16 protein-coding genes are annotated in these 16191 nt (G+C 64.5%); all 16 read left to right on the top strand.

Translation table 11 applies throughout. The annotated features are described in order from the left end of the window. Positions 1 to 8 precede the first annotated feature (8 nt). Positions 9 to 1934: a bifunctional 4-hydroxy-3-methylbut-2-enyl diphosphate reductase/30S ribosomal protein S1 gene (locus ACMNAY_RS08860; protein ID WP_418719142.1), complete on the top strand. Its 1926-nt coding sequence runs from the start codon at positions 9 to 11 to the stop codon at positions 1932 to 1934. An 86-nt stretch (positions 1935 to 2020) separates the two neighbouring features. Next, positions 2021 to 2329, top strand: a complete 309-nt coding sequence (locus ACMNAY_RS08855) for a hypothetical protein (protein ID WP_394975353.1) — start codon at positions 2021 to 2023, stop codon at positions 2327 to 2329. Between the two features lie 251 nt (positions 2330 to 2580). After that, positions 2581 to 3084 (top strand): hypothetical protein, encoded by a 504-nt coding sequence (locus tag ACMNAY_RS08850; RefSeq protein ID WP_418719141.1) that lies wholly within the window; start codon positions 2581 to 2583, stop codon positions 3082 to 3084. A 102-nt stretch (positions 3085 to 3186) separates the two neighbouring features. After that, positions 3187 to 3333, top strand: coding sequence for a hypothetical protein (locus tag ACMNAY_RS08845; RefSeq protein ID WP_394967142.1), 147 nt, complete (start codon positions 3187 to 3189; stop codon positions 3331 to 3333). Then, complete coding sequence (gene deoC, locus ACMNAY_RS08840) at positions 3333 to 3998, top strand: deoxyribose-phosphate aldolase (RefSeq protein ID WP_418719140.1); 666 nt, start codon at positions 3333 to 3335, stop codon at positions 3996 to 3998. The genes ACMNAY_RS08845 and deoC overlap by 1 nt, the downstream gene beginning before the upstream one ends. 67 nt (positions 3999 to 4065) lie before the next feature. After that, positions 4066 to 4821 (top strand): ZIP family metal transporter, encoded by a 756-nt coding sequence (locus ACMNAY_RS08835; RefSeq protein WP_394975350.1) that lies wholly within the window; start codon positions 4066 to 4068, stop codon positions 4819 to 4821. A gap of 38 nt (positions 4822 to 4859) precedes the next feature. Then, the gene (locus ACMNAY_RS08830) at positions 4860 to 6134 is read left to right on the top strand and encodes a hypothetical protein (protein ID WP_418719139.1); all 1275 of its coding nucleotides are present in this window, start codon (positions 4860 to 4862) and stop codon (positions 6132 to 6134) included. Between the two features lie 57 nt (positions 6135 to 6191). Continuing rightward, positions 6192 to 6890, top strand: coding sequence for a response regulator transcription factor (locus ACMNAY_RS08825; RefSeq protein WP_394967135.1), 699 nt, complete (start codon positions 6192 to 6194; stop codon positions 6888 to 6890). Between the two features lie 31 nt (positions 6891 to 6921). Next, complete coding sequence (locus ACMNAY_RS08820; RefSeq protein ID WP_418719138.1) at positions 6922 to 8352, top strand: sensor histidine kinase; 1431 nt, start codon at positions 6922 to 6924, stop codon at positions 8350 to 8352. A 36-nt stretch (positions 8353 to 8388) separates the two neighbouring features. Next, positions 8389 to 10284 carry a hypothetical protein gene (locus tag ACMNAY_RS08815; protein WP_418719137.1) on the top strand — a complete coding sequence of 632 codons (1896 nt, stop codon included), beginning with the start codon at positions 8389 to 8391 and terminating at the stop codon, positions 10282 to 10284. 51 nt (positions 10285 to 10335) lie between these two features. After that, positions 10336 to 11268: a DUF1385 domain-containing protein gene (locus ACMNAY_RS08810; protein WP_394975343.1), complete on the top strand. Its 933-nt coding sequence runs from the start codon at positions 10336 to 10338 to the stop codon at positions 11266 to 11268. Beyond that, positions 11265 to 12131, top strand: a complete 867-nt coding sequence (prmC, locus tag ACMNAY_RS08805; RefSeq protein WP_418719136.1) for a peptide chain release factor N(5)-glutamine methyltransferase — start codon at positions 11265 to 11267, stop codon at positions 12129 to 12131. Before ACMNAY_RS08810 ends, prmC begins: the two co-directional genes overlap by 4 nt. A 129-nt stretch (positions 12132 to 12260) precedes the next feature. Continuing rightward, positions 12261 to 13412: a recombinase RecA gene (gene recA, locus ACMNAY_RS08800; RefSeq protein ID WP_394967127.1), complete on the top strand. Its 1152-nt coding sequence runs from the start codon at positions 12261 to 12263 to the stop codon at positions 13410 to 13412. Positions 13413 to 13421: 9 nt separating this feature from the next. Next, positions 13422 to 14081 carry a regulatory protein RecX gene (locus ACMNAY_RS08795; RefSeq protein WP_394975339.1) on the top strand — a complete coding sequence of 220 codons (660 nt, stop codon included), beginning with the start codon at positions 13422 to 13424 and terminating at the stop codon, positions 14079 to 14081. 31 nt (positions 14082 to 14112) lie between these two features. Next, positions 14113 to 15462 (top strand): 30S ribosomal protein S12 methylthiotransferase RimO, encoded by a 1350-nt coding sequence (gene rimO, locus ACMNAY_RS08790; protein WP_394975337.1) that lies wholly within the window; start codon positions 14113 to 14115, stop codon positions 15460 to 15462. Next, positions 15446 to 16021, top strand: a complete 576-nt coding sequence (gene pgsA / locus ACMNAY_RS08785) for a CDP-diacylglycerol--glycerol-3-phosphate 3-phosphatidyltransferase (RefSeq protein ID WP_394975335.1) — start codon at positions 15446 to 15448, stop codon at positions 16019 to 16021. The genes rimO and pgsA overlap by 17 nt, the downstream gene beginning before the upstream one ends. The last annotated feature ends 170 nt before the right edge of the window (positions 16022 to 16191 follow it).

Below are 16191 nucleotides of genomic sequence, written 5' to 3'. Positions count from 1 at the left end.
AGAGCGCCATGAAGATCATCAAGGCAAAGACCGCCGGCTTCTGCTTCGGAGTGGACCGGGCGGTGAAGCTCACCACCGAGCTGGCAAAAAGCGGCCACAAGGTGGCCACCCTGGGCCCGCTCATCCATAACCCCCAGTGCGTGGCCGAACTGGAAGCGCTGGGCGTGGTCACCGCCGGCAGCCTCGGGGAAGTTCCCGAGGGCTACGAACTGGTCATCCGCAGCCACGGGGTGCCCCGTTCGGTCTATGACCAGATCGAGGCGGCGGGTATTGAGTGCCACGACGCCACCTGCCCCTTCGTGGCCAAGATCCACCGCATCGCCCGCAAGGCCAGCGACGAGGGCGCGGTGCTGCTGGTGGCGGGGGACAAGACCCATCCGGAGGTGCAGGGCATCGTGGGCCACACCGACGGAGAGGTGTTCGTTTTCTCCGATTTGGGCGAGCTGGAGGGCTGGAAAGGCCCTGAAAACCCCGAAAAAACCGTTTTTGTGTTGGCACAGACCACATTTCAGGTTGCAAAATGGCAAGAATGTGCGGCGTTTATAAAAAAAGGGTATACAAACGCCAAAATATTTGATACAATATGTAGTGCGACGTGGACGAGGCAACAGGAAGCGGAAGACCTCAGCCAAAAATGCGACCTGATGGTCGTCATTGGTGGTCATCATTCTTCCAACACCCAGAAGCTGGCAGCAGTCGCCGCAAAGCACACCCGGTGTGTTACGGTGGAGACGGCCAAGGAGCTGGATCCGGCCTGGTTTTCCGGGGTGCAAACGGTGGGTGTTACAGCCGGGGCTTCCACGCCATCGTCTATTATTGAGGAGGTACTTAACAGTATGAGTGAAGAAATCCGTGACGAGATGAGCTTTGCCGAGATGTTTGCTGAGAGCGAAGCGAATCTCAAGCCTGTGTTCGCAGGCAAGGTAGTGGAGGGCACTGTTACCAGCATTACGCCCAACGAGGTGCAGGTGGACATCGGCACCAAGCACACCGGCTTTGTGAAGGTCAGCGAGCTGACCGACGATCCCACCGCCAAGGCTGAGGATCTGGTCAAGGTTGGGGACAAGCTGGACCTCGTCGTCGAGAAGGTCAACGATCAGGAAGGCGTTGCCTACCTGTCCCGCAAGCGCCTGGAAGCCATGAAGGGTCTGGAGGAGGTCCGCAAGGCCGCCGAGGAAGGCACCGTCATGGAGGGCGTCGTCACCGAGACCAACAAGGGCGGCGTGATCGTTCTGGTCAAGGGCGTGAAGGTGTTCGTGCCCCGCAGCCAGGCCACCATGCGCCGCGATGAAGACATCAACGCTCTGGTGAAGCAGAACGTGAAGCTGGTCATCACCGAGTGCGCCGGCCGCAAGATCGTCGGCTCCATCAACAAGGTCACCGCCGAGGCCAACGCTGCCAAGCGTGAGGCTTTCTGGGCTGACGTTGAGGTGGGCAAGACCTACACCGGCGTGGTCAAGAGCCTGACCGCTTACGGCGCCTTCGTGGACGTGGGCGGCGTGGACGGCCTGTGCCACATCAGCGAGCTGAGCTGGAACCGCATCAAGCACCCCAGCGAGGTCGTGAACGTGGGCGACACCATCGAGGTGTACGTCAAGGCTCTGGACACCGAGAACCACAAGGTTTCCCTGGGCTACAAGAAGGCCGAGGACAACCCCTGGGTCAAGCTGCAGAACGAGTATCCCATCGGCAGCGTGTTCACCGCTCCCGTGGTGAGCATCACCAAGTTCGGCGCCTTCGTGCGCATCCTGCCCGGCATCGACGGCCTGGTCCACATCAGTGAGATCAGCAACGAGCGCGTCGAGAAGGTCAGCGACGTGCTGAAGGTGGGCGACGAGGTCAAGGTCAAGCTGCTGGATGTGGACTTCGACAAGAAGCGTATCAGCCTGTCCATGAAGGCCCTGCTGAACGACGAGGCCGAGGACGCCGAGTAATCTTCGCGAACCGAAACACCGCCTGCCCCGCAGGCGGTGTTTTTCTATTCCGCCGGCAAAACGACCCAACGGGGAGATGAGCGCAGATGCGATTGACAAGCCAGCAGCACAAGGCTTTGTACCGGGCCATGAAATCCGCCGCGAAGGCGCGGAAGATCAAGCTCTCCGCCGAGTACGACCTGTACAAAAGGGCGGACCCCTACTTTTACCACGCCTTCTGGTGGCCGGACGAGATGGGCAGCGGACGCATCGGCATGACCTTGGACATCACGGTGAAGTACTGCCGCTTCGATGAGCTGCAATACCGCATCCTGCGTCCGGAGGAAGAACCCCATTTCACCGACAAGCTCCGGGCAATGCCGGGGTGGCATAAGAAAACGGCGGTTCTGCCGTAGGATTTTGGCGCATAAAACACGCAGAGCGACCCCACAAGCCACCAAGGCTTGCGGGGCCGCTCTTTGCATTTTCTTCATCCAAAATCCTGGGGCAGAACTGCGCAGCACCAGGAAGCGGGCGATTTTGATGGGAGCGCAAGGAAAAGCGCCGCAGGCACCCTGGGTGGTTGTCAAGGCGCTTTGACGCCGCGATGCCGCAAAAGCGCGCGCTTCCCGGCGCCGTTTTCTTACGGCACCCCGGCAAAAGCGGCATGCTGTGCCGCGTCGCTTTTCCAAGAATGACCCAGCACTTTGACTTTGACGGCACCGAGACGGCCATGCCGGGCCTTTGCGAGGATGTGCTGGATTTCCTGCAGGACTATTGCGCCGGGTTCCTGGCCATGGTGGAAGAGCGGTACGGCGATTTGAACGGGTATTACATCGCAAACCGGGAGACCATGCCCCGCCTGGCGGGCCTGGCTTTTCTGGACCGGGGCGACCCGGAAAGCGCGGCCGCCTGCTTTTCCCAGCCAAACATGGACGGGGAGAACAGCACCTGGTGGGTGCAGGTGGAAACGGAAGAGCAGCGTCAGCGGGCTCTGGCCAGCGGGGTATATTTATATGAGTGCCCGGAATATGCCGCGGTCCACCGCCACCGCAAGGATCAGTTTTTTGATTATGCGGTGGCGCTGCAAAACGGCTTGGAATGGACGCACGACCGGGCCATGCTCGGCCTGCTGCCCCAGGAGCGGGGCACGGGCGCACCCGGCCGGTGAGCCAGCCCCACAAAGGGACTGTGCAAATCGCGGCCGGTGTGATATACTGAAAAAAAGACAAACCGTGCCGTTTTACAGCGGCAGAACAGGAGGTTTTTGACTATGAAAGGTTCCGCGTTTCGTCTGGCCGGCCTGATTTTGGGCATCGTGGCCACGACGGCCGCCGTGGTGGCCATCGTGCTCAGCGCCGTGGGCATGAGCAAGGCGCGTCAGTGCAAGCAGTGCAAACTGGGAGGAGGCTTAAAATAATGGACAATGCCGCAATTCTGGCCAAAGTGGACCACACCCTGCTGAAACCCGAGTCCACCTGGGCCGACATCAAGAAACTCTGTGACGAGGCCATGGAGTACCACACCGCTTCGGTGTGCATCAACCCCTGCTTTGTGAAGCAGGCCGCCGAGTACATGAAGGGCGCCGTGCCGGTGTGCACGGTGATCGGCTTCCCTCTGGGCGCCACCGACACCGCCACCAAGGTGTTCGAGGCCAAGACCGCCATTGAGAACGGCGCGGAGGAAGTGGACATGGTCATCAACATCGGCCGTTTGAAAGCGGGCGACGTGGCCTTTGTCACCGATGAGATCGCCGCCATCAAAAAGGCGGTGGGCGACCATGTGCTGAAGGTCATCATCGAGACCTGCCTGCTCACCGACGCCGAGAAGGAGACCATGTGCCAGGCCGTGATCGACGCCGGGGCCGACTTCATCAAGACCAGCACCGGCTTCTCCACCGCCGGCGCCACCTTCGTGGACATCGAGCTGTTCAACCGCTGCTGCGCGGGCCGCTGCAAGATCAAGGCCGCGGGCGGCATCTCCACCCTGGACGACGCGGTGCGCTTCATCGAGCTGGGCGCCGACCGTCTGGGCACCAGCCGCATCGTGAAGCTGGTGCAGGGCGTGGAGGCTCAGGGCTACTGAGCCGCCGGTTCATAAGAAAAAATTGCCTCCCATATCCTTGTAAAAAAGGGTATGGGAGGCGTTTTGTATGTTGTACGCGATGCTGGCCACCACGCTGGCGGGCCTTTCCACCGCGCTGGGCGGGGCGCTGGGCGTGCTGCGCCGGCCCGGCCGCCGGGGCATGGCCTTTTCCATGGGCTTCGGCGCGGGGATCATGGTGGCCGTCAGCCTGATGGATATGCTGCCGGCGGCGCTGGGGAAGTATCTGGCGGCATTCTCCCCGCTGCGGGCGGGAATGATGGCGGCCAGCCTGGTGCTGCTGGGGCTCGCGGCGGGGGCGCTTTTGGAGAAACTTCTGCCGGAGGAAGCCGCCTTTTCCGGCTGCGAGGAGGGCAGAGTGCTGCGCAGTGCCCTGGTCACCGCGCTGGCCCTGGTGGGCCATAACCTGCCGGAAGGTGCCATGACCCTCTTCGCCTCTCTGGAGGACCCGGCGGTGGGTGTGCGGCTGGCGGTGGCCATCGGCCTGCACAATCTGCCCGAGGGGCTGGCGGTGGCGCTGCCGGTGCTCTACGCAACAAAAAGCCGGGGTCGGGCCTTTCTGGCGGCGCTGGCCTCGGGTCTGGCGGAGCCGGCGGGGGCGCTGCTGGCCTGGGGGCTTTTGGGCGGGCGCATCACCGCGGGCGTCGTCATCGGAATGGCGGCGCTGGTGAGCGGCGTGATGTGTTGGGTGAGCACTGCGGAGCTGCTGCCCACCGCCCTGTCCCTGGGCAAAAAGGAGACCGCGGCAGCGGGCTTCGGAGCCGGCCTTTTGGCGATGACCCTTGGAATCGCCCTCCTTTCGTGATATAATAAACTTCGTATATATAAAAGGGGGTGGCAGCTGTGAGATGGATCAAAGGAGCCGCGGCACTGGCGGCGGTGTGCCTTCTGGCCGGCTGCGGCGCCGCGCCCGCCGGTGTGGAGGATCTGCTGCGCGCGCCCCAGCTGGACGGCCAGCAGAACGAGGTGGAAAAGGCTCTTATCGCCTATCTGGGCGAGACGCCCCAGATGAAGTATCCCACCACCGGCGAGCATCTTTCCCCCTTTGTTTTTGACGACTGGAACGGCGACGGCGTCACCGACGCCGCCGCGCTGTATGTGAGCAGCGCCAAGGGGCAGAACGTCCACCTCGCGGTGCTGGAATCGGTGGACGGCGCATGGGTGGTCACCCAGGAGCGGGAGGGCCTTGCCACCTCGGTGGAGAGCATCGAGACCGCCAGCCTGCGGGGAGCCGAGGGCTCTCAGCTGCTGGTGGGTTACGCCGCTGCCTCGGGGGAGAAGTATCTGGCGGTCTATTCCTATCAGGACCAGACGCTCAACGAGGTGTTCCACCAGTCTTACTCCCAGTACGAGCTGCGGGACATCAGCGGCACCGGCGGCAACGACCTGGTCATCATCGGCCCGGAGACCGACAGCGGCCTGCAGCTGCAGATGCTCACCGCCCAGGACGGCCAGTTCATCCCGGTGATGCCGCCGCTGGCGGTGGGCAATCAGTTCACCAGCTGCGAAGGCCTCTACACCAGCAAGGGCGACGACGGCAGCGACTACCTCATTCTGGACGGCCAGACCGGCAGCGCCAACAGCCTGGCCAGCATGATCCTTTACTACGACGCCCGCCAGCAGCAGTTGGTGACCTATCATCCCATCACGGTGGACGATCTGTTCACCGCCACCCAGCGTTATTCCAGCCTGCTGAAAAGCCAGGACATCGACGACGACGGCACGGTGGAGATCCCAGTTCAGCTGGACGGCGCCGGCATGGAGAACCTGGCGGTGAACCGGCTGAGCTTCGTGGCCTGGATGGACTACACCACCGAGTACGAGCAGGTAAAGAGTTTTGGCGTGGCGGATCTGGAATACGGCTATTATCTGGAACTGCCCTCCGAGTGGCAGGGCCAGATCATGCTCACCGACGGCGACGAGCCGGACAGCTGGCAGGTGCGCAGCGCCGACGGCGAAGCGCTGCATCTCACCGTCCGGGTGGTGGAGCCCAACACCCAGGGCGCCGGCTACTTCCAGCTGGGCAACCTGGGCGCCCAGCGGGTACAGGCCCGATTGGGCACGTCCGACTGGTACCTGCAGTCCGGCGACCTGCTGCGCGGGTTCCGGCTGCTGTGAGCGCCGTTCAAAACGAGACAAGGCGGGCTTCGCGGCCCGTTTAAAGGAGGTCAAACCATGAGACGAGTTCTGGTAGTGGAAGACGAGGACAGCATCCGCGAGCTGATCGCCCTCAACCTGCGCATGGCGGACTACGAGGTGCTGGAGGCGGAGAGCGCCGAAAAGGGCCTCGCGCTGCTGGGCAGCGAGGGCGGCTGCGACGCCGCGGTGCTGGATGTGATGCTGCCCGGCATGAACGGCTTTTCTCTGTGCGAGGCCATCCGCCGGGACGACGCCAACATCGGCATCATCATCCTCAGCGCCAAGAGCATGGAGCAGGACAAGATCCGCGGCCTGTCCATCGGCGCCGACGATTACATGACCAAACCTTTCAGTGTTTCGGAGCTGCTGGCCCGCATCGACGCGCTGTGCCGCCGGGTGCAGCGCACCGGCCAGAACGCCGCCGAGGCCGACGACTCCCGGCTGGTGAGCGGCCAGTTCGTGCTGGACCAGAAGAGCCGTGTGCTCTACAAAAAGGGCGAGCCCATCGACCTGACCCAGGTGGAGTTCCAGATCATGGAGCTGTTCTTCCAGAACCCGGGGGCCGCCCTGGTGCGGGAGAAGATCCTGGAAGGCGTGTGGGGCGAAAACTATTACGGCGACGTGAAGATCGTGGACGTGAACATCCGCCGCCTGCGCATGAAGATCGAGGACGAGCCCTCCAGCCCCAAGCACATCCTCACCGTCTGGGGCTATGGCTACCGCTGGAACGGCTGAAGCCGGCAGCAAAGGGGAAAGGAGGCAGGCTGTGAGCAGTATCACCCGACGCTGGCTGCAGGGCAGCCTGCTGGTGACCCTGCTGCTGGTGGCGCTGGCGGAAGGGTTTTTCATCTATGCCATCTGGTCCGGCTATTACAACGGGGCGCGGCAGGCCATCCTCAGCCGCATCTCCAGCATCTCCGGCCAGCTGAACATCGTCACCGGCGCGAACCCCGCCCTCACCGCGTCCAGCCGCAGCCAGCTGCTGCACCGGGCGGTGGAGCAGTTCGACGAAAAGGATAAATTTGAGTTCATGCTGCTGGATTCCGCCGGCCAGCCGCTCATTACTTCTTCCGGCGCGGTCATCCGCTACGATGCCCCGCCCGAGGACTTCACCCTCGCCCTCTCCGCCAGCAGCGGCCAAGGCGAGATGATCTACACCGACGAGAGCGGCCACCGGGTGATGGCCATCACGGTGCTGGTGCCCTACGCCTGCGAGGACGCCGCCGCCATGCGCATGCTCACCAGCCTTTCTCTGGTGGACGAGGAACTGACGCGGCAGGTGCTGCTGGCGCTGGGCGTGGGCGCGCTGATCATCGTGTTCACCGTCTGGAGCGGCCTGTTCTTTGTGGGCAGCATCGTTAAGCCGGTGCACCAGATCGAGGAGGCGGCCACCGCCATCGCCCGGGGCGATCTGTCGGTGCGCCTGCCCGACACACCCTACGACGACGAGATCGGCCGGCTGTGCCAGCGCATCAACGAAATGGCGCAGGAGCTGAGCAAGACCGAGCGGATGCAGAACGAGTTCATCAGCTCGGTGAGCCATGAACTGCGCACCCCCCTCACCAGCATCCGGGGCTGGGTGGAGACCATCGCCGCCATCCGTGATCCCGAGGACGAAAACTATCGCAAGGGCCTGTCCATCATCGGCCAGGAGACCGACCGCCTGTACACCATGGTGGAGGAGCTGCTCAGCTTTTCCCGGCTGCAGAGCGGCGTCAAGCTGGAGTGCCAGCCGCTGGACCTGGTGGCCGAAGTCACCGACGCGGCCCTGTTCATGCAGCCCCGCATCGAAAAGGAAGGCCTGCGCCTTGTCTACGAGGAGCCGGAGCTGCCGCTGCCCATCTGGGCGGACCCCGCCCGGCTGCGGCAGGTGTTCGTCAACGTGCTGGACAATGCCGTCAAATACTCCTGCCGGGGCGGCGCCATCACCATCGACCTCTTGCAGGAGGGCGAAAACGCCTATGTCACCATCACCGACCAGGGCCGGGGCATCCTGCCCGAGGACCTGGAAAACGTCAAGCTCAAGTTCTTCAAGGGCAAGGGCGCGGTGCGGGGCAGCGGCATCGGCCTGGCCGTGGTGGACGAGATCATGACCGCCCTGGACGGCTCGGCGGACATCGACTCCCAGCCCGGCGTGGGCACCACCGTCACGCTGCGGCTGCCGCTGTACCGGCCCGGCCAGGCGGCGGAAACTTAACGGAAAGGAAGGGCGTCTGTCGCCCAAAACACACCTATGCTGATGTTCCTTGCAATGCTGTGCCTGCTGGTGCTGGCGGCAGCGCTGCTCACATACGCGGCGGGGCTGCACTTTGCCCAGTCGCTTCCTCTGATCCTCACACTGGGCACACTGGCAGCCTATCTGTTCACCGCCGCAGGCGAGAAGGAGTGGCTGATTCCGGCGCTGCCCGTGGCGCTGGCGGTGCTGGCCGTGCTGGCCTGGCGGCGGAGGAAGGAACCAAAGTCCCCGGCCTTCGGGCCTGCCTTTTTCGCTTTCCTGCTGGCCATGGCGGTGGTGGTGGCCTTCACCGGCCATCTGCAGCTGACCATCTTTGACGACCTCTCCCATTGGGGCCTGTTCACCCGTCAGATCTGCGCCATCGACCAGTTCCCGAACGCCGCCCGGAGCGCCTCAGAGTTCGGCGATTACCCGCCCGCCATTCAAATGCTGGCGGCGCTGCTGCATCTGGGCAGCCGGCGGGCCACCGTGCAGACCATGTTCATCTCCCAGCTTTTGTGGTATGTTGGCTTGACGCTGCCGCTGCTGGCGGACTTCGGCTGGCCAAAGCGCCGCTGGGCCGGTCTGCTGCAAGTGGGCGGTATGACCGTCTTTCTGCTGGTGTTCCCCGCGTTTTTCACCAAGTACCATCAGATGAGCCTGGTGGTGGAGCCGGTGATGGCTCTGCTGCTGGGCTGGGCGCTGCTCACCGCCTGGCGCAGCCCCCATCCCGGCTTCTGGGAGCTGGCGGCGGTCAGCGGTGCGCTGTCGGTTCTGGTGATCTCCAAGAGCACCGGCCCTCTTTACGCCCTCACAGGCATGGCGGCGGTGCTCATTCTCTGGCGTGAGCCGCTGGCCGAGACCGTCCGCCGGGGCGGGCTGTGGGCCCGGCTCACGGCGTTGGGCGCGGCGCTGGCCGTGCCCGCCTTCTGGGCCAGCTGGGAGGTGCTCAGCCGCCTGAAAGGCACCAGTTCCTACTTCACCGAAGACCTGCAGAACGGCGCCCTGAGCGCCGAAAATCTGCGGGCGTTCCTCACCGGCCAGGGCGAGGCGCGGGCGGTGAGCGCCCACTTCCTCAGCTTCTTCTGCTTCGAGCCGCTCAACCGGGCCACGGGGCTTTCCGCTTTGGGCTGTATCGTGCTGTTCTGGGCGCTGGTGTGGCTGCTGGGTCGCCTTGTGCCCGCGCGGGCCCGGGCGCTGCGCATTGCCGGCGCTGTGCTGACCGGGGTGCTTCTGGTCTATGCGGTGGGGCTGTGCTTCTCCTACCTCTACCTCTTTGACGCGGACGAGGCGAAGCAGCTGGCGGCGTACCATCGCTACATCGGCCCGCTGCCCATCGCCATGGTCTATCTGACGCTGGGGGCGCTGGCACCCTTTGCGGGGCGGCTGCGCACACCCAAACGCAGGGCCGCGGCCCTTGCCTGTGCCGCGGCGGCGTTCGCTGTGGGAGTCAACTGGACGGCCGCCACCGAGCTTGTGCCGGGGTGGTTCCTGGAACATCGCCAGCTGGATCCCCAGGAGGCGAACTGGGCCCGGGAGCAGACCGAGCTGCAGCCGGTGTTCGATTCCTTCCCCGAAGAACTCCGCAGCGCAGACGCGGCTACGCTGGTGGTCACCGACGGCCCCCGCTGGGACCACGACTGCCGCCTTTACAAATTTGACCTGACGCCGGGGCAGACCTTCGCGCTCAACCCTGTGGAGCATGGCGACGCCATGGCGGAAGTCTACGCTCAGTGGGCGGCGGATGTGCGTCCGCTCCGGTATGTGTACTGCGCGTGGGACGGCGAGGCCGTGGCCGCGCAGGCGCAGCTGACCGACGCCGACGGCACGCCGCTGCGGGCCAACTGCCTGTACCGGCTGCAGGCGGACGGCAGCCTTGTTTTGGAGAAGGAACTGGCCGCGCCGGCCCGCTGACCGGCAGATACCAAACAACAGCCCGGGCCGCCGGGCGAACGAAGGAGAACTATGGAAAAACCAAAGGAATGTTTCAAGACCAGCGTGGGCGGGCAGGCCCTGATGGAGGGCATCATGATGCGCGGCCCGGAGAAGATCTGCGTGGCGGTGCGCAAGCCCGACGGCACGCTGGACATGACCTATGAAAACGTGAAACACCATCGCTGGCAGAAGATCCCCCTGGTGCGGGGCGCGGCGGCGATGATCGAGAACTTGGTGCTGGGCTACCGTTATCTGATGCACTCCGCCGAGGTGAGCATGCCCGAGGAAGCCGAGGAGGAACCCGGCCGCTTTGAAAAATGGCTCACGGAGCACACCGGCCCCGCCGTGCAGAACTTCTTCATGGCGCTGGCGGCGGTGTGCGGCGGCCTTTTGGCCATCGTGCTGTTCATGGTGCTGCCCACCGCCATCGTGGGCGTTCTGGACCGCTTTGTGCCCCTGGGCTGGGGCAAGGTGGTGTTGGAAGGCCTGCTCAAAATCGCCCTGTTCGTGGGCTATCTGTTCCTCTGCACCCGCATGAAAGAAATTCACCGGGTCTTCGAGTACCACGGCGCCGAGCACAAGACCATCGCCTGCTACGAGGCAGGGGAGGAGCTCACCGTGGAGAACGTGCGCCGCCACCGGCGGTTCCATCCCCGGTGCGGCACCAGCTTCATGATCCTGGTGCTCATCGTCAGCATCCTGCTGTTCAGCGTGCTGCCCTGGAGCAGCACCGGCCTGCGGGTGGTGCTGAAACTCCTGCTTCTGCCGGTGGTGATGGGCGTCAGCTACGAGCTCATCAAGCTGGCCGGCCGCTACGATAACCTGTTCACCCGCATCATCAGCGCGCCGGGCCTGTGGCTCCAGCGGCTGACCACCTTCGAGCCGGACGACTCCATGATCGAGGTGGCCATCGCCGCCGTGACCCCCGTTCTGCCCGACCATCCCGACGAGGCCAAATGGTGAGGGCGCGGCAGGCCTTTGACGAGGCCCGCAAGCGGCTGGAAGCCGCGGGCGTGGAGGACGCGGCCTTCGACGCCGCTGCGCTGGTGGCGACCCAGGCCGGGGACGGCTGGCGCTGGCAGGACCCGGAGCTGGACGAAACCGCCCTGGCCCGGCTGGAGACGCTCACCGCCCGCCGTGTGGCGCGGGAACCTTTGCAGTACATTCTGGGCCGCTGGCCCTTCCTGGATTTTGAGCTGCAGGTGGGGCCGGGGGTGCTCTGCCCCCGGGCGGACACCGAACTGCTGGCGGAGGAAGGGGCAAAACGGCTGGCGGGCAAAAGCAGCCCGGCGGTGCTGGACCTCTGCGCCGGCAGCGGCTGCGTGGGCCTGGGCGTCAAGCGCCTGTGCCCCGCTGCCCGGGTCACCTGCCTGGAAAAAAGCCCCGAGGCCTTCCAATATCTGGAGCGCAACGCTGCGTCGGCCCTGCCGGGCTTTGACGTGGCCTGCCCCGCTGTTTCCTGCATTCGGGGGGATGTGTTTGAATACCAGCGTCAGCTGGCCCCCGAAAGCCTCGACCTCATCCTCTCCAATCCCCCTTACGTCACCGACGGAGAGATGGAGCGGCTGGCCCCGGAGGTGCTCCGGGAGCCGGCCATGGCCCTGCGGGCGGACCATGAAGGCCTGGCCTTTTATGAGCACATCGCCCCGGCTTACCTGCCGGCCCTTCGCCCCGGCGGCTGGCTGGCGGTGGAGATCGGCTGGCAGCAGGGGGCGGCCGTGCAGGCCATTTTCCGGGCGGCGGGCTACGAAACCGTGGCCTGCATCCCCGATCTGGAGGGCCGCGACCGGGTGATGGCGGGCCAAAAGGCGGAAAAGGGGATATAAAAAGGACGACAACTCGACATTTTACAACTAATGGTTGTAAACGCCGGGGCCATCGTGTATAATAAGCTCAGATGAAAGAATGAAGCGCCGCCGCTTTTGGCCGGCGCAAGACAAGGAGTTTTGAAGGATATGGCAGAGAAGAAGGCGGCAATGGCCTCCCCGGAGAAAAAGAGCGCGTCCAGCAAGAAGGATGCGCTGGAAACGGCGCTGGCCCAGATCGAAAAGCAGTTCGGCAAAGGCGCGGTGATGAAGCTGGGCGCCAACGTAGCCATGAAGGTGGACGCCATCAGCACCGGCAGCCTCTCGCTGGACATCGCCCTGGGCGTGGGCGGCGTGCCCCGCGGGCGCGTGGTGGAGGTCTACGGCCCCGAGTCCAGTGGTAAGACCACCCTGGCCCTGCACGTTCTGGCCGAGGCCCAGAAGCAGGGCGGCGAAGTGGCCTTCATCGACGTGGAGCACGCCCTTGACCCGGTCTATGCCCAGGCCCTGGGCGTGGACATCGACAGCCTTCTGGTCAGCCAGCCGGACACCGGCGAGCAGGCGCTGGAAATTTGCGAAGCTCTGGTGCGCAGCGGCGCCATCGACGCCATCGTCATCGACTCGGTGGCCGCCATGGTGCCCCGGGCAGAGATCGAGGGCGAGATGGGCGACTCCCACGTGGGTCTGCAGGCCCGCCTGATGAGCCAGGCCCTGCGCAAACTCACCGGCGTCATCGGCAAGACCAACACCGTTGCCATCTTCATCAACCAGCTGCGTGAGAAGGTGGGCGTGGTCTACGGCAACCCCGAAGTCACCGCCGGCGGCCGTGCGCTGAAATACTACTCCAGCGTGCGCATCGACGTGCGCCGCATCGAGGGCCTGAAGGATTCCTCCGGCCAGTTCATCGGCAACCGCACCCGTGCCAAGGTGGTCAAGAACAAGGTGGCGCCTCCCTTCCGTGAGGCCGAGTTCGACATCATGTTCGGCGAGGGCATCAGCAAGGTGGGCGAGGTGCTGGACCTGGGCGCCAAGCTGGGCGTTGTGCAGAAGAGCGGCGCCTGGTTCAACTACGGCGAGACCCGCCTCGGGCAGGGCCGCGACAACGCCAAGACCTTCCTGAAAGAGAACCCCGCCATCATGGCGGAGATCGAGGCGCTGGTGCGCGCCAACGCCGACAAGCTGTTGGCCGCCGGCAAAAAGCCGGTGAAGGGCGGCATCACCCCGGTGGCGGCTCCCGCCGCCCCCGCCGCCGCGCCTGTCAAGGGCGGCGAAGAGGACCTGGACATCATGGTGGAGGACTGATCCCGCGCCATGGAGATCACCCGCATCAGCCGCACCAAAAAGGGGCGCTTCGCCCTGTTCTGCGGCGAGGAATTCCTCTTCAGCGTGGACGATGAGACCTTCTTCAGCGAGCACCTGGCCGAGGGCGTGAGCCTGGACGGCCCCCGTCTGGAGGAGCTGCGCCGCAAAAGCGACGCCCACCGCGCTAAAGACAAGGCCCTGGGATATCTGGCCGCCCGGGAACACGCCTCCGGCGAGTTGTTCCAGAAGCTCTGCCGGGATTTCGACGAGCACACCGCCGCCGCGGCGGTGGCCAAAATGGACGAGCTGGACCTGCTGGACGACGGGGCTTTTGCCCGCCGGGCCGCGGTCTGGCTGCTGGGCAAAAACAAGTCCCGCAGCGAGATCCTGCGCTGGATGGCCCAGCGGGGCCTGGACCGGGAACTGGCCCGGCAAACCCTGGAAGAAGTTTTTGAAGAGCGTCAGGCGGACGCGCCGGAGGGCCTCGGGCCGGACGGCGCGGCCGCCCTTCGCCTTGTGGAAAAGCAGTACGCCGCAAAACTGGCGGCGGGCAAAAAACAGAACGTGCTGGCGGCTCTGGCCCGCCGGGGTTTTTCGTCCGGCGACGCCCGCCGGGCGGTGGAGCTCTGGCTGGAGGAACACCCCGCCGAAGGGGACGAAGAACTGTGAAACCGGCACGGCAAACAAAAGGAGAACGCATTTGAAGATCGCCATCATCTCTCTGGGCTGTCCCAAAAATCAGGTGGACGCCGACGTATTCTGCCACAGCCTCATCAAAGCGGGTCACACCACCACCGCCGACCCCGCCGAGGCGGACGCCATCATCGTGAACACCTGCGGCTTCATCGAGAGCGCCAAGACCGAGGCCATCGAGAACATCCTGGACGCCTGCGCTTTGAAGGAGCGCAAGCCCGGCCTGAAGGTCATCGTCACCGGCTGCCTGGCCGAGCGTTACCGCCAGGAGATCCGCAAGGAGATGCCCGAGGTGGACGCGGTGGTGGGCATCGGCTGCAACGCCGCCCTGCCCGCCATTCTGGAGCGCCTTGCCGCCCCGGATGCCGCCTCGGAGGAAGATTTCGGCCCCAAGACCGACCTGGCCCTGGGCGGCAAGCGGGTCATCAGCACCCCCGCCCACTACGCCTACTTAAAGATCGCTGAGGGCTGCAACAACCGCTGCCACTACTGCGCCATCCCCCTCATCCGGGGCCCGCTGCGCAGCCGCCCGCTGGAGGACTGCGTGGCCGAGGCCCGCTGGCTGGCCGGCGAGGGCGTGAAGGAGCTGGTGGTGGTGGCCCAGGACCCCACCGCCTACGGCGAGGACTGGGGCAAAAACAGCATCTGTGAGCTGCTGGACCAGCTGAATGCCGTGGAGGGCATCCGCTGGATCCGCATCCTCTACGCCTACCCCGAGCGCATCACCGACGAATTCATCGCCGCCATGCAGCGCAACGAGAAGGTGGTGCGTTACCTGGATTTGCCCATCCAGCACTGCAACACCCGCATCCTCAAGGCCATGAACCGCCGTGGCGACGAGGAAGTGGTGAAGAGCGCCATCCGCCGTCTGCGCGCCGCCATGCCGGACATCACACTGCGCACCACCCTCATCGCCGGCTATCCCGGCGAGACCGAGGCGGAGTTCGAGCAGCTGTGCGAGTTCGTCAAGGAGACCCGCTTCGAGCGGCTGGGCTGTTTCGCCTTCAGCCCCGAGGAGGGCACCCCCGCGGCCCGGATGGAGAACCAGCTGCCCGAGGAGGAAAAACAGCGCCGGGCCGACGTCATCATGGACCTGCAGGCCCGCATCAGCGCCCAGCTTCTGGAAAAGAAGGTGGGCAGCGTCCAGACGGTCATCTGCGACGGTGTGGACGAGGAGAGCGGCCTGTACCTCTGCCGCTCCGCCGCCGACGCGCCGGAGATCGACGGCAACATCTGCGTCGCCAGCGAAGCGCCCCTCTATCCCGGCGAATTCTACCGGGTGAAGATCGATGAGAGCGATATGTACGACCTGTTCGGCTATGTAGTGGAGGAAAACGAGGATGAATCTGCCCAATAAACTCACCCTGCTGCGCATCCTGCTGGTGCCGGTGTTCATGGTGCTGGCCGGCATGACCCAATACGGCGCGGCCGACTATCAGTCCGGCTGGTATCTGGCGGCGGGCGTGGTGTTCGCGCTGGCCAGCTTCACCGATTTTCTGGACGGGTATCTGGCCCGCAAGTGGAAGATGGTCACCGACTTCGGCAAATTTGCCGACCCCTTGGCCGATAAGCTCCTCACCACCGTGGCCTTCCTGTACATGATGAGGGACGGCGTTTGCAGCCTGTGGGTGGTGGCGCTGATCCTGGCGCGGGAGTTCGCCGTGTCCGGCGTGCGGATGCTGGCGGCTTCTTCCAACACCGTCATCGCCGCCAACATGTGGGGCAAGGTGAAGACCGTGCTGCAGATGCTCACCATCCTGTTCTACTTCTTTGCCGCAGCCCTGGCCGGCGCCACCGACGTGATGGCCGTGTCGCTCATCTCCAACATCCTGTGCTGGCTGGTGGCCTTGGCCACCGTGGTCAGCGGCGGCATCTACCTGTGGCAGAACCGCAGCTGCTTTATCCAGGCCAAATGATCGTTTCGCCCGGGCGCTTCGGCGTCCGGGCTTTTTTGTATATCGAAAACCACTCGCTAGGCGAGTGGTTCAAAAGAAGACTAATGTCGATAATGGGAAAAGAAAAACTCCCTTTGCTATACTGGGAGTGCGGTCTGCCAACTGCACAAGCAAGCAAAGGGAGGTCATTC

The sequence above is a fragment of the Candidatus Allofournierella merdipullorum genome, assembly GCF_048426865.1.
GTDB lineage: Bacteria > Bacillota > Clostridia > Oscillospirales > Ruminococcaceae > Allofournierella_A > Allofournierella_A merdipullorum.
This window is presented reverse-complemented; position numbering and strand designations above follow the sequence as displayed.